At 58.6% G+C, this 13,183-nt stretch carries 14 protein-coding genes and 1 pseudogene; 6 read left to right on the top strand and 9 right to left on the bottom strand.

Going from position 1 to position 13,183, the window contains the following annotated elements; translation table 11 throughout:
• Positions 1 to 45 precede the first annotated feature (45 nt).
• From AAEZ05_RS04055 to AAEZ05_RS04065, 3 genes are read left to right on the top strand one after another with little or no spacing between them, the layout of a single operon-like run.
• Positions 46 to 1,290, top strand: coding sequence for an exonuclease SbcCD subunit D C-terminal domain-containing protein (locus AAEZ05_RS04055; RefSeq protein ID WP_350646670.1), 1,245 nt, complete (start codon positions 46 to 48; stop codon positions 1,288 to 1,290).
• The gene (locus AAEZ05_RS04060; protein ID WP_205892298.1) at positions 1,287 to 4,928 is read left to right on the top strand and encodes an SbcC/MukB-like Walker B domain-containing protein; all 3,642 of its coding nucleotides are present in this window, start codon (positions 1,287 to 1,289) and stop codon (positions 4,926 to 4,928) included. The genes AAEZ05_RS04055 and AAEZ05_RS04060 overlap by 4 nt, the downstream gene beginning before the upstream one ends.
• A complete protein-coding gene (locus tag AAEZ05_RS04065; protein ID WP_350646671.1) occupies positions 4,925 to 5,521 on the top strand; it encodes a glutathione S-transferase in 597 nt (198 codons plus the stop codon). Before AAEZ05_RS04060 ends, AAEZ05_RS04065 begins: the two co-directional genes overlap by 4 nt.
• Before the next feature lie 50 nt (positions 5,522 to 5,571).
• Here AAEZ05_RS04065 and AAEZ05_RS04070 read toward each other — a convergent pair whose 3' ends face one another.
• The 6 genes and pseudogenes from AAEZ05_RS04070 to AAEZ05_RS04095 form a co-directional block, all read right to left on the bottom strand.
• Positions 5,572 to 5,829, bottom strand: coding sequence for a hypothetical protein (locus AAEZ05_RS04070; protein ID WP_205892296.1), 258 nt, complete (start codon positions 5,827 to 5,829; stop codon positions 5,572 to 5,574).
• Positions 5,826 to 6,038 carry a hypothetical protein gene (locus tag AAEZ05_RS04075; RefSeq protein ID WP_045058646.1) on the bottom strand — a complete coding sequence of 71 codons (213 nt, stop codon included), beginning with the start codon at positions 6,036 to 6,038 and terminating at the stop codon, positions 5,826 to 5,828. The genes AAEZ05_RS04070 and AAEZ05_RS04075 overlap by 4 nt, the downstream gene beginning before the upstream one ends.
• Positions 6,039 to 6,319: 281 nt before the next feature.
• Positions 6,320 to 6,499, bottom strand: coding sequence for a hypothetical protein (locus tag AAEZ05_RS04080; protein ID WP_045058647.1), 180 nt, complete (start codon positions 6,497 to 6,499; stop codon positions 6,320 to 6,322).
• Between the two features lie 156 nt (positions 6,500 to 6,655).
• A complete protein-coding gene (locus AAEZ05_RS04085) occupies positions 6,656 to 7,831 on the bottom strand; it encodes a lactonase family protein (RefSeq protein WP_350646672.1) in 1,176 nt (391 codons plus the stop codon).
• Positions 7,818 to 8,114, bottom strand: a complete 297-nt coding sequence (locus AAEZ05_RS04090; RefSeq protein WP_045058649.1) for a DUF5629 family protein — start codon at positions 8,112 to 8,114, stop codon at positions 7,818 to 7,820. Before AAEZ05_RS04090 ends, AAEZ05_RS04085 begins: the two co-directional genes overlap by 14 nt.
• 203 nt (positions 8,115 to 8,317) lie before the next feature.
• Positions 8,318 to 8,626: pseudogene (locus tag AAEZ05_RS04095) on the bottom strand (aldehyde dehydrogenase (NADP(+))); the annotation flags it as partial.
• Positions 8,627 to 8,642: 16 nt separating this feature from the next.
• Between AAEZ05_RS04095 and AAEZ05_RS04100 the strand changes: the two are divergent.
• The 3 genes from AAEZ05_RS04100 (at position 8,643) to AAEZ05_RS04110 (ending at position 10,090) form a co-directional block, all read left to right on the top strand.
• Entirely contained in the window at positions 8,643 to 8,789 is a 147-nt protein-coding gene (locus AAEZ05_RS04100) for a hypothetical protein (protein ID WP_350646759.1), read from the top strand.
• Positions 8,790 to 9,061: 272 nt separating this feature from the next.
• On the top strand, positions 9,062 to 9,685 hold the full coding sequence (locus AAEZ05_RS04105) for a hypothetical protein (protein ID WP_205892294.1): 624 nt from the start codon (positions 9,062 to 9,064) through the stop codon (positions 9,683 to 9,685).
• Between the two features lie 183 nt (positions 9,686 to 9,868).
• Complete coding sequence (locus AAEZ05_RS04110; protein ID WP_350646673.1) at positions 9,869 to 10,090, top strand: hypothetical protein; 222 nt, start codon at positions 9,869 to 9,871, stop codon at positions 10,088 to 10,090.
• 466 nt (positions 10,091 to 10,556) lie between these two features.
• On the opposite strand, the gene tnpB is transcribed toward AAEZ05_RS04110, so the two are convergent.
• The 3 genes from tnpB to AAEZ05_RS04125 form a co-directional block, all read right to left on the bottom strand.
• Positions 10,557 to 11,015 (bottom strand): IS66 family insertion sequence element accessory protein TnpB, encoded by a 459-nt coding sequence (gene tnpB / locus AAEZ05_RS04115; RefSeq protein WP_350646674.1) that lies wholly within the window; start codon positions 11,013 to 11,015, stop codon positions 10,557 to 10,559.
• Positions 11,016 to 11,197: 182 nt separating this feature from the next.
• Positions 11,198 to 11,986, bottom strand: coding sequence for a hypothetical protein (locus AAEZ05_RS04120; RefSeq protein ID WP_350646675.1), 789 nt, complete (start codon positions 11,984 to 11,986; stop codon positions 11,198 to 11,200).
• Positions 11,983 to 12,825 carry a hypothetical protein gene (locus AAEZ05_RS04125; RefSeq protein ID WP_350646676.1) on the bottom strand — a complete coding sequence of 281 codons (843 nt, stop codon included), beginning with the start codon at positions 12,823 to 12,825 and terminating at the stop codon, positions 11,983 to 11,985. Before AAEZ05_RS04125 ends, AAEZ05_RS04120 begins: the two co-directional genes overlap by 4 nt.
• Between the last annotated feature and the right edge of the window lie 358 nt (positions 12,826 to 13,183).

Here is a 13,183-nt window from a genome sequence, read left to right on the forward strand (position 1 = left end):
TTCATTGTTCACGCGGCCATCACCTTATCTCCAACGGAGTTTGCCTTGCGTCTGTTCCACACCTCCGACTGGCACCTTGGGCAAAACCTGCACGGGCAGGAACGCGATTTCGAACACGGCTGCTTTCTTGACTGGCTGCTGCGCCAACTGAAACTCGACCAGCCTGATGTGCTGCTGATCGCCGGCGACGTGTTCGACACCGTCAACCCGCCGGTCAAGGCCCAGGAACGCCTCTACGACTTCATCGTCAGCGCCCATGAGCAGCAACCCAAGCTGACCATTGTGATGATCGCCGGCAACCACGATTCCGGTTCACGTATCGAACTGCCTGCCCCCTTGATGCGCCGCTTGCGCACGCATGCCCTGGGTCGGGTGCTGTGGCTCGACGACGGGCAGCTCGACGCCGAACGCCTGCTGCTGCCGCTGCCCAATGCCAAAGGCAAGGTCGTAGGCTGGTGCCTGGCGCTGCCGTTCCTGCGCCCGGCGGAAGTCACCGGCGCGCAGTTGGGCGACAACTACCTGCGCGGGATCGGCCAGGTGCACGAATGGCTGATCGCCGCCGCCAATGCCAAGCGCAAGCCCGGGCAGGCGCTGATCGCCATCAGCCACGCCCACATGGCGGGCGGCTCGGTGTCCGAAGACTCCGAGCGCAGCCTGATCATCGGCAATGCCGAAGCGCTGCCGGCCAGCCTGTTCGGCCCAAGCATCAGCTACGTGGCACTGGGTCACCTGCACAAGCCGCAGAAGGTCAACGGCGAAGAACGGATCCGCTACAGCGGCTCGCCGATCCCCTTGTCGTTTTCCGAAATCGGTTATCGGCACCAGATCCTCGACATCACGCTGGATGGCGAGACCCTGGTCAGCGTCGAACCCAAGCTCATCCCCCGGGCGGTCAACCTGCAGCGCATCGGCCCCGCGCCCCTGGCGGACATTCTCCTGCAACTGGCCGACTTGCCCAACATCGACCTGCTGGCCGACGTCCAGCGCCAGCCCTGGCTGGAGGTGCGCGTGCGCCTCGACGAGCCGCAGCCGGACTTGCGCCACCAGGTCGAGACCGCCCTGCAAGGCAAGGCCGTGCGCCTGGTACGCATCGCCGCCGAGTACGCCGGCAATGGCGGGCGCGACGGTGCCAAGGACGCCATGGCACTGATCGAGCTGGACCAGCTCACGCCGCAGGAACTGTTCAGCCGCGCCTGGCAGGACAACTACGGGAGTGAGGTCGATGAGCAGACGCTCAAAGACTTCGCCGAGTTATTGCAGGACGTTCAGACCGAGAGCGAACAGCCATGAAGATCCTCGCGATCCGCCTGAAAAACCTCGCCTCCCTGGCCGGGCCATTTGAAATCGACTTCACCGCCGAGCCGTTGGCCAGCGCGGGTCTGTTCGCCATCACCGGGCCCACCGGTGCCGGCAAAAGTACTTTGCTCGATGCCCTGTGCCTGGCGTTGTTCGGCGCCGTGCCACGGCTGAGCAATGCCCAGGTGTCCGCCAAGGCCCCCGACGCCGACGGCGAAATCAGTACCGGCGACCCACGCACCCTGCTGCGTCGCGGTACGGGCGAAGGCTATGCCGAAGTCGACTTCGTCGGCATCGACGGCCGCCGTTACCGCGCGCGCTGGGAAGCCAATCGCGCTCGGGAGAAAGCCGGTGGCAAGTTGCAGGCCAGTCGCCAGAGCCTGCGCGACCTCGACCAGGATCAATTGCTGGCCAGTCAGAAGGTCGAATTCAAGGTGCAGCTTGAAGCCGTTCTGGGCCTGAATTTCGAGCAGTTCACCCGCGCCGTCCTGCTCGCCCAAAGCGAGTTCAGCGCCTTCCTCAAGGCCAACGACAACGAACGCAGCGAACTGCTGGAGAAACTCACCGACACGGCCTTGTACACCCGCCTCGGTCGTCGCGCGTTCGACAAGACCAGGGACGCCCGTGAGGCCCACAAGCTGTTGCAGGACCAGGCCACCGGCGTAACGCCGTTGCCGCCCGAAGCTCGAGCCGAACTCGATGAACGTTTCAACCAGGCGCAGCAGCAACTCAAGCACCAGCAGGCGCAACTCAAGCAGCTTGAGTTGCAGCACACCTGGCTCAAGGAACTGCGCCAATTGCAGGACGAACAACGGGGCGCCACCGAACAATTGACCAGCGCCCAACAGGATTGGCAGCACCTGGCCGGCGATCGTCTGAAGTTGACTCGCCTGGAGCAATTGGCGCCACAAAGGCACCAGTTCGCCCGCCAGAGCGAACTCAAGGCCCGGCTTGCGCCCTTGGCTGCGCAGATTCAGCAGCAGACCCGGCAACAACAGGATCTGCAGGCGCGCCAGGCACAACTCGAACAGAGCCTGGGCAATGCACAAGCAGCGCTGAGCGAGGCACAGGCTCAGCACACATCGGGCGCGCCACTGCTGCGCCAGGCCTTCGAAGCGCAAAGCAGCCTCGCCCGCCTGATCAAGGACACCGGCCTCAGCGCCGAACGCAAGCAGCAGGCCGAACAGGCCTGCAGCGAAGGTCAAAACACCATTCAAGGGCTGCTCGATCAGCAGCAACGAGTGGTCGAACGCCTGCAGCGCATTGGCGCCGAGCTTGAGCAAAGCACTCACCTGGCCCCGCTGAGCGATGCCTGGAATGCCTACCGCGACCGCTTGCAGCAATTGATGCTGATCGGTAATCGCCTGAACAAGGGCCAGGCGGAGCTGGCGTCCCTGGAGCAACAAGCCAGCCAGGCCGCTGCGGAATGGGCCGGGCAAAAACACAATCTGGAAGTGCTCTACAAAGAGGCTGGTGCCGAGCCGGAGGCGGTGGCCGAACAGATCCAGTTGCTCGGCAATCTGTTGCAGGACAACCGCAAGCAACTGCGCGCATTCGAAGAACTGACGCGACTGTGGGCCAGCCAGCAGGCGCTCGACCAACGTGTCGCCGAACTGCAGCAGCGCCAGGGCGCAGCCCAGCAGGAACGCGAGCGGCTGACCCAGGACGGGGTCAAGACCAGGAACGAACTGGCTGTCGCCGAACAGACCCTGACCGTCACCCGTGAACTGCTCGAGCGCCAGCGCCTGGCCCGCAGCGCCAGTGTCGAAGAGCTGCGCGAGCAATTGCAGGCCGATCAGCCCTGCCCGGTCTGCGGCAGCCCCGACCATCCTTATCATCAGCCCGAGGCGTTGTTGCAAAGCCTGGGCCGCCACGATGAGAGTGAACAGGCCAACGCCCAGCAAGTGGTGGATGCGCTCAAGGAAAAACTCACGGACCTGCGCACCGAGGTCGGCGGCGTCATCGCCCAGCAAAAGGAGTTGCTGCAACAGCAGGAGCAACTGGTCGCGCAACAAGGCAGCCTGGCGCCGAGCCTCCAAGCGCACCCACTGTCGGCCCAACTGTTCAACCAGGACGGCGCTCGGCGCGATGCCTGGCTGGCCCAGCAAAACAGCCAGTTAAACCAGAGCATCAGCCAGGACGAACTGCGCCAAACCGCCCTGCTCACCCTGCAACAGGACGCCGCGCGCCTGCAACAGCAGCTGCGCAACGCCGAGACCGCGAGCCAGCAGGCGACCCAGCACCTGGCCAATCAGCAACGCGAGCTGGGCAATGATCGCCAGCGCCTGGATGAGGAACTGAGCGCCTTCAGCAGCCTGCTCCCCGCCGAGACGCTGGACGCCTTGCGCAATGAGCCGGCCGCGACCTTCATGCAGCTGGACCGGCAGATCACCCAGCGCCTGGAACAGCTTGATCAGCAACGCGACGAACTCAGTGAGCAGCAACAACGCCAGCAGACGCTGGAGAAGGAACAGGATCGCCAACTGACGCGCGTCCAGCAGCTGGAAGCGGCGCTGCAGCAGTTCAACGCCCTCGCCGAGCAGCAACAGGCCTGCCAACAGCAACTTGCCCAGTTGTTGGGTGCCCATGACAGCGCCGAACACTGGCAGCAGCAACTGGATCAGGCGGTTGAGCAGGCGCGCAATGCCCAAGCGGCAGTCAGCCAGGAGCTGCAATCGGTGCGCACGGGCCTGGTGCAGTTGGCCGCCGAGCTCAAGGCGCAGCAGGAGCACCTGATCGCCCTGGAAGCCGAAGAGCGCGAGCTGAGTGCGAAGATCGTCGACTGGCGCGCCTTGCACCCGGAGCTGGATGACGGCGGGCTTGAACAGCTACTTGGCGTCGACGACCAGCAGCTCGGCCAATTACGTCAACGCTTGCAGCTCAATGAAAAAGCCCTGGAGCAAGCCAAGGTGCTGCTGCATGAGCGCGACAAGCGCCTGGCCAGTCATCAGGCGCAGCACAACGGCAATCTGGACGCAGAGCAACTGGCGACCGCGCTCGCCGAGCTGCAGGGCCAGCTCGCCGCCAGCGAACACCTTTGCGCTGAATTGCGCGCCGAGCAGGCGGAGGACCAACGCCGGCAGACCGCCAATCAGGCACTGGCGCAACGAATTGCCGACGCCTATGCCGAATACCAGCGCTGGGCGCGGCTCAGCGCGCTGATCGGCTCGGCCACCGGCGACACCTTCCGCAAGATCGCCCAGGCCTACAACCTCGACTTGCTGGTGCACCACGCCAACGTGCAGTTACGCCAGCTGGTGCGGCGCTATCGCTTGAAGCGCGGTGGCAGCATGCTCGGTCTGCTGGTGATGGACACCGAGATGGGCGATGAGCTGCGGTCCGTGCATTCGCTGTCCGGCGGCGAGACCTTCCTGGTGTCATTGGCCCTGGCCCTGGGCCTGGCATCGATGGCCTCGAGCACCCTGAAGATCGAATCGCTGTTCATCGACGAAGGCTTCGGCAGCCTCGATCCGGAATCCCTGCAACTGGCCATGGACGCCCTCGACGGCCTGCAGGCCCAGGGTCGCAAGGTCGCGGTGATTTCCCACGTACAGGAAATGCATGAGCGAATTCCGGTGCAGATCCAGGTCCACCGCCAGGGCAATGGCCTGAGTACCCTGGAGGTCAAATGACTACGCTTTATTCCTTCCGCCGCTGCCCATACGCCATGCGGGCACGCATGGCCCTGCGCTACTCGGCGGTTGCCGTGGAGATCGTCGAGGTCAGCCTGAAGGCCAAGCCACCAGAGATGCTCGCACTGTCACCCAAGGGCACGGTGCCGGTGCTGAGCATCGACGGCGCGGTGATCGATGAGAGCCTGGCGATCATGCGCTGGGCACTGGAACAGAACGATCCGGCGGACTGGTCGCTCAAGGATGATCCTGCCGGTCAGGCACAGTCCTGTGCGTTGATCGAGGAAAACGACCAGGTGTTCAAGGTGCACCTCAATCACTACAAGTACGCCGAGCGTTATCCCGAACAGCCGATGGCGTTCTACCGGGCCGAGGGTGAGAAATTCTTGAGCAAACTGGATGAGCTGCTGCAGCGTAATGACTACTTGCTGGCCGATCATCCGTGTCTGGCGGATGTGGCATTGATGCCGTTCGTGCGGCAGTTTGCGCACGTGGACAGGGCGTGGTTTGCGCAGACGCCGTATGTTCGGTTGCAGGCCTGGTTGCAGCGCTTCATCGAATCAGAGTTGTTCACCTCGATCATGCAAAAATGAACCCCCGTGTACCCGTGTACCCGTGTACCCGTGTACGCGGGTTCGGTGGGTTAGGCCAACACTTCGCACATCCGCAGCACCGAGCAATCCACCTGGAACGGCCCGAAAAAATCACCAGCGCGCTTGGCAGGAGGGTTTCCAGCCATGAGCCCCAAGGACTTGGCGGTCTGAATATTGTGAGCCATGTTGTGATTGGCTTCGATTGACCGTGCTACAGCGCCAGCCGAGCCTTGCCCGACGCCTGCCAGTGACGTGCCATTGGTCATGAACGCCAAAAAAGCCACCACCCCGAGTTTGCTGCCTTTCATGACCCTGCCACTCCCGCCACGTCTGGGTGATCAACCACGGCGTTCTGCACGCGGTGTTCAAACTGGATGGCGGGATAAGCGACCTGAATCGGTGCTTCAAAATCATGCTGCATGTGCGCCGAGATACTGACGAACGACACCAGGACCACGTAGAGACCGATGGCCAGGTAGGCGCCGTGTTTGGCGGAGGTGAGGATTGCGCTGGCCATGGTGTTCTCCCGTGGGCATGTTTCAGAGCCCACAGGATCAATCAAAAAACCCAGGCCAACCACTCAGGGTTTTCCATAGTGATCATCAGCTTGCTTGATCATTAAACCGGTCTATCGCGACGTTTAAACAAACCAATGAGCACACGCGCGTACACACACACGCGCGCGCGTAGGAGCTGCCGAAGGCTGCGATCTTTTGACTTTGATCTTTAAAAAAGCAAGATCAAACGATCGCAGCCTTCGGCAGCTCCTACAGGAGCGCGCGATGCAATTCGTGAATTTCAGGCTTGGGTTTTGTGATCCAGGGCAGCGTAGAAGTTGGCGCTCTGCTGCAGGTATTTCTGGGTGTAGCTCTGGGTGTGGGATTTTTTGTTGCTGATTTCCACGCTGGCGCTGGTGGGCAACACAACGGTAGCGGAAATGGCGGATGCGGCGATTACGGAGAAGAGATTGAAGTTCATGGCGGTAATCCTCGGAGTCAGTTGGCTTGCTTGCCCGGTGGGGCCGTGAAGCAAACTTAACCTCCGAGGGTTACTGCCCTGAAATGCTTTGTAGCACTTCCAGATATCAGCCTCATTGATAGAACAGCGCAAGCCCCATCAACCGGGGGCTGCGGCCTATTGACGCACCAGAAACTTGAGGTCGCTGGGGGCATCCATTGGCAGCTTCTGCACGGTTTTACCCAGCAGACCGCTCTGGGCATCGCGTTCGACCACGACAATCTGGTTGCTCTTCTGATTGGCAATCAGCAGGAACTTGCCGCTTGGGTCGAGGGCAAACTCGCGCGGGTGGTCGCCTTCCACCGAGCGACGCTGCAGCTCCTTGAGCTGGCCAGTGGCAGGATCAATGGCGAACACCAGCAGCTCGTTAGCGGTACCCCGGTTGCTGACATACAGGAACTTGCCATCCGCCGATGCATGCAGCGCAGCGGCGGCTTTGTCCGATGCCGGCTGGCCGGCGGCCAGCTCGACCATTTGCGTCTGCGCAAGCTTGCCGTCCTGATAGTCAAAGACGGCCACTTGCGCACTCATTTCCATGGTCAGCCAGGCATACTTGCCATTGCCGCTGAACAGCAAGTGCCGCGGCCCACTACCGGGTGGTAACTGGACGGACGCAGGGGTGGCTGCCACCAGCGGCAAATCCGGATTGGCCTTGGGGTCGAAGCGATAGACAAACACCTTATCGGCGCCCAGGTCGTTGGAGAAGACGTAGTTGCCGTCTGGCGAGGACACGGTCGAATGCACGTGCGCCGACATCTGCCGCTCGGGGTTGACCCGACTGGAGGCATGGCTGCTCAACTGCACCACGGTTTTCAGTTTGCCATCCGCGCCCACCGGCAACACCGCCAGAGTGCCGCCCGGGTCTTCGACCACGGAATAATTGCTGACGAACAAGTGGCTGGCGTCTGCACTGAGGCTTGAATGAGTCGGCTCGTTGCCCAGGCTCTGCACCTGATTGATCAGGCTCAGGGCATGGGTTTTCGGATCGATTGAGTAGCTGCTGACGCGCCCGACCGGGTCTTTCTGACCGGGGCCGTTTTCGTTGACCACGAACAGGTGACGCTGGTCCCGGGACAAGGTCAGCCAGGAAGGATTTTCACTCTCGACCACCTGCAGCGGCTTCGCGTCGATCTGGCCGGTGGCGCTGTCGAAGTTCAGGCGGTAGATGCCCTGACTCGCGCCGGCGGTGTAGGTGCCAACCAGCAACTGGTAATCCGCCGTGGGTGCTGCCTGCACACCCATGGCGCCCACACTGCCAGCCATCAGCAACGGCCAGAAATTACGCATCCGCATGCTCGTCGTCCTCCTCGTTGTCACCGCCGATGGCTTCCATCGGCACCAGGCGGTGCTCGCCGGAGTCGCCGGTGATGATCCAGCTCTTCAAGGCCGCGTCAAACGTCGCCGCCTGGATTTGCGCCATGCTGAACGCCCACCGCTTGAGCGCCCGGCCGTCCATGCATTCGATATGCAGGTTATCGTCGTCATCGAGAGAGAAATCGAAGGCATGCAGCCCGTCGATTTCCAGCATGTCGCAGTGTTCGAGGGCGTTGAGCAAGGTATCGGTCATGGCAGTCAATCTTCAAAAGAAAGACGCAATGATAGCTCAATGCGGTGGTCGGGATTATCCCTGCCCACCACCCCAATATCACACACCCTCCCCGTAGGAGCTGCCGCAGGCTGCGATCTTTTGATCTGCTTTGTCGCAATTTCAATACATTCCAAATCAAAAGATCAAAAGATCAAAAGATCGCAGCCTGCGGCAGCTCTTACAGGGGAATGTCAGAGGGCGTCGCGACTCGGCTGGCCATCCACCAGGCGTTGAATGCCCAATGGGTTGGCATTTTTCAGCGCATCCGGCAGCAGGCTGTCGGGGTAGTTCTGGAAGCACACGGGCCGCAGGAAGCGGTCGATTGCCAGCGTACCGACCGAAGTACCCCGGGCATCTGAAGTCGCCGGGTATGGCCCGCCATGCACCATCGAATCGCAGACCTCGACACCCGTCGGGTAGCCGTTGAGCAGGATCCGTCCGACCTTCTGTTCCAGCAACGCCGTCAGCTCGCCAAACTGCTCGAGGTCAGCAGGTTCGCCCGAACTCGCGGCGCGCATGGCAGACCGGCAACCGCCGCCGCAGATGATCCTCTACGGCTATCGCCAGCTGTACATAGACCACGTACTGCAGGCGGACCAAGGCTGTGACTTCGACTTCCTGGTCGGCTGCCGCGGCGCCGAGGTATCACGCCACTCCCACTAGCCCCACCCACCCCCTGTGGGAGCGAGCCTGCTCGCGATAGCGGAATATCATTCAACAACGTGTTGAACGTTAAACCGCTATCGCGAGCAACCAGGTCGCCATCGTTCGCTTAGCGCCTTAGCGAAGGGGGAAAAGTTGCACCCGACTCTCGCGACCGCCCGATGAATCAATAGGTATGAGTCCAATGCTGGCATGAGTGTTTTTTGAAAGACTTCGGTCTTTTTACGTCTATTCTTATTTGGATCACTCATACCATAAAACAAGGTAACACCATGATTGAACACACGACAGCAACCCGCCAACCAGCGATTTCGCCGCCCCCCTGCGCAATCAATCCGAGCACCTGTAACCGCATTCTGAAAAACCCGACTAAAGCCCGCATTATCAAAACCAAAAACACGCCTATGCACTTTCAAGTCATAGTCAACGAACCTTTACTAGCCAAAGCCGTGCACGAAAATCAACATTTGAAAAATATTTCGAACATAGATCGCCACACAAACCAGAACGATAGAATCACCTCTCTCGGGCTCGCGGTTATCGTATGTGAAAATTCAAGAGCAAATGCCGACGCAAAAATCCCGACGAGTATTACAGGCGAGCAATCACCAAGAGGCAGATTGATCGACATGAAACCAGACCCTGCAACTTCATTCAAACTCGGGCACGAGCTGATACGACACCTTGCAAGTAACGATCACATTTGCAACTCTACTTTGTACGCTATTGGCTTAGGTGTCGGACACGACATAAAACAAGACAATCGCGACCAGACTACAACTGACCATTTCGTAAAACTCTCGACGTTACTTATGAATAAGGAGAAGAAAAATGAAGCCCAGGAGGTGATATCAATCTCCGTCCGAGATCTGCGAAAGGTATTTGAGCAGCACTAACACTTAGACCCGCGGACCAAGCCTGTGACTTCCACTTCCTCGTCGGCTGCCGCGGCGCCGAGGTACCACGCCACTCCCACCACCCCCCCCCTGTGGGAGCGAGCCTGCTCGCGATAGCGGAATATCATTCAACAACGTGTCGTGTTGAACGCTAAACCGCTATCGTAAGCAACCAGGTCGCCATTGTTCAATCGCCAGGCACATCTTGCACAGCAAGAAACCGAATCATGGGTGAAAAAATACGTGCCTTTTATAAGTGCTTCAGCGGGCCAGAAATCCACCATGCTCGGTGAAAAAGTATCATTCCATCAATTTACGGAGATAAAGCGCCAGGAAACGCTTGAAAAGACAGATCTTGGCCCGATGTCTGATGCCGATTCTTTGTCCACTCCTGTAATCAGCTAAACATGAACGGGGCCGGGCATCAGCCTGGATAATCGTTTATACAACCAGGCAGAGCGAGGGGTAGCGTTATGGGTAGTTCGAGGGAGGTGAGCACAGTTGGAACACTTATCAAAGGTAGCACCTAAAGCAAATTGTAGTCGCGCGAACAATATTGCCTCGAGCCAACATGTCGCGCCGCCTAGCCGCCTCCCTACCAGCCTCCTGTCAGCTCGTAACGGTTCAAACGCCCTGATGCCGATAAAGAACAGCTCTCCGCCTCAGGGGGCACGGTCGTCAGGTCAAGCAGGCGTAGAATCAACAGAACAGATCTGCGAAAAACTCATTGCTAATGCCCAACGACTGCTGAAAAACCCCAAAGCTGCCACCGCCAAGCGCCTTGGCTTCGAATCTGTGGACGATGCTAAGAAACAATTGGTTGAGCAGCTTGAAGCTTTTATCCAAGCGACAGTCGATAAGATCGCAACCGTCAAAGTAGGTAACACGCCATTAACCAGCGAAAACATCGTTGCTCAAAGGCAGCCGTCACTCCACGCTCGTCAAGCAAAGGTGCTACTGGAAGCCCTGTCCTCAACTTCAGGCAAAAGAGCGTAGCGCAAGAAGCCTTGATATTTCTTGCCCACCGAGAGCGGAGCGACCTTGACGATGAGCCTTCGTTAGCATAGCGCCCGAAAGCAGTCGTGATGAGGATGTTTTTATACATACTTGGAGCCAGCCACCATGACAATAAGCATGCAAGCAACCGGCGGTCCCCATACAACACTTTGACCCGATTACGGGTTATATTGAGCAAAATAAAAAGCACCGGGTCGAACACCGCGACGTTGATATCCAACTCAACCAAAGCGGTCAGACCGTTGGATTTTCGGAAATCCACGGGCTTGCGGTACAGGTACACTTTTTCAACTTTGGCGTCGGGGCGCATCATGGTGGCTGGCTCCTGAAAAAAATCGGGAGCACAGCATCGGTCATCAGATTACGGCTTGGAATGTGGGCGTTATGGCGAGCTTACAAAACATCATCGACCCGCTCATTTTCCGTACACCCACTTTCACTTTCTGGTCTTGATGACGGGCTTGGCCCCGCTGGGCAAAGGGCGTCAAGGGCGCCCTATAGGAAGATCTTCTTGAACAGTGCGCGGTAAAAAGTACCGTAATGAGTACCCTCCCCTGTGGTACCCCTTTGATTAATCTTTTTCAAATGCGCTCTGGCGAAAGATTCGGCAGGTGTATCAGCGGCCGGGTAATGCATATGGGCGTAAGCCCAGGGTTGGCCGCTGACCGTTATCTCAAACTCATCCAGGAAGTCCGTTTGTCTGGACTGGCTGTTAGTGACAGGATCGAACACCATGCGCTTACCGGGCCTCCTACTCACTGTCTGGGTAATGCCCAGTAGACCGAGATCACTCAAATACATTAAGTGCTCAGGGGTCGGCGGGGCGCGTAAAATCCGCTCAATGCGTGTGCTTTGCCCTTGCTTGACAAGATCTGCCGCCCTAGTTTCCAGGGTTTGGGCCATGTTACCGGCACTCTCGCGATCCGCTGCAGTGGGTAACCCCTGCTTACTCTCTTCGACTTCGGCGGCGAAGGTGCGGAGCTTATTGGCTTGGTACTCAAGAAGATCATATGCGCTCCTGGGACTCGACCAAGATTGGCTACGAATGTAATCGGCCATCTTTTCGCCTTCGGCCACTTCCAACAACATGTTTTTCATCTGCTCGGACAACTCACTCAAACTGACTTTACTGGCGCCAGTTTTAGCACCACTGGCCCTGTCGGGAGGCGAATACTTCAAAAACAGCTGCTGGTTAGGCGAACGAATATAGGTTGCCGTGCGCTGACCACGGCTGTTCAAGATATCAATAATACCTGCATTGTCCGAGCGCGGCTTGCCAGTCAAGGTGAGCACTGTTTTCGGATTGTCATCCGCTTGCGCATTGAAATTGACTCGATTGGTTGGCGTACTGCTGACAGGTTTTTGGGGTTTCGATGGGGCAGCCGACTTAGGAGGGCGCTTGGACAACTGGCGTGAGCTTGCAGCCCGCGCAGTCGTTTTGTCTGGTGCGGTGAGGGGTAGTTCATCGAGCTTCGAGTTCGCTCTTCTCGCAGCAAATCCCGAAAACGTTCGATCGCTTTAATCACACGCACCCGAGCAGCGGCTGTCTCTTTAAGCTGGTTCTCCATACCGCTTTTAACGAGGACCTGTCTTACTAAGTCGCGAGATTCAAGCCCTTCTTCAAGAATTTCAGCGTATGATTTTTTTGTCGAATTATAAATATCACTGATCGAATGGTAGGTTTCATCCAGTTTGAGCAACGCGTGAAGACGTTCTTCTATTACGGCCCTCTGTTTTGATGCAGAACAAAGTTTCGGGTCCTCCAAATCCAACCGTCTATTGGCATGGTGGATATTGGCCGCATGATTCAACTCGCCGGCAAGGCCCTGACTTTTGCTGGCACCTTCCAGCAGGAGATAAATCCTCCATATATGTTCCGCGCTTAAGATACAGCCCAAGTATTCCAACACTTCAAGCCAGTTATCTTCGAACTTAACAGCGGCCAACCTCGCGACCTCTTTCTTCTGTTGTAATGCCTGCAGTTTTTGTTTGCGTCGCGGATCCGGCATCCCACTTTTCGAGCCGCGTAGGGCATGGCTCTTGTTCAGATCACCAGGGTTCGGATCGTCACGCGAAAACTGGGCCGGAACCTGGCGCGAGGCCGAGCCGACAGCGCTACCCAAAGGCAATCCTTCAGCGCAGGGACAGTTCCCAGTGGTCACGAGCTCCTGGCTCAAGGCTGTGCTCTGCGCAGGCGCAGGCGCAGGCGACCCTGGAGCTTGGGCAGCGGCCGATGGTTGACTCGACTGTTTAGATTTAACAGCGTCCAGGGTGCCTCTCCTGTCTCAGGGTGTCTTGATCGATGCCTGTCGTGTGCGCTGGCAAGCTGCGCCCGGGACAGGGCCGCCATTAAGCGTCAGCGCCCAAACCATTTTTTACATAAAACGCTCGAAACCTCGGCGAACGACCCGGTAATGTGTAATCCAAGAATTCCGGACACAGTCGCTACCGGACCGCCAACACAGCCGATCATCGCCACTC

Source organism: Pseudomonas sp. HY13-MNA-CIBAN-0226 (assembly GCF_040310305.1).
GTDB lineage: Bacteria > Pseudomonadota > Gammaproteobacteria > Pseudomonadales > Pseudomonadaceae > Aquipseudomonas > Aquipseudomonas gregormendelii.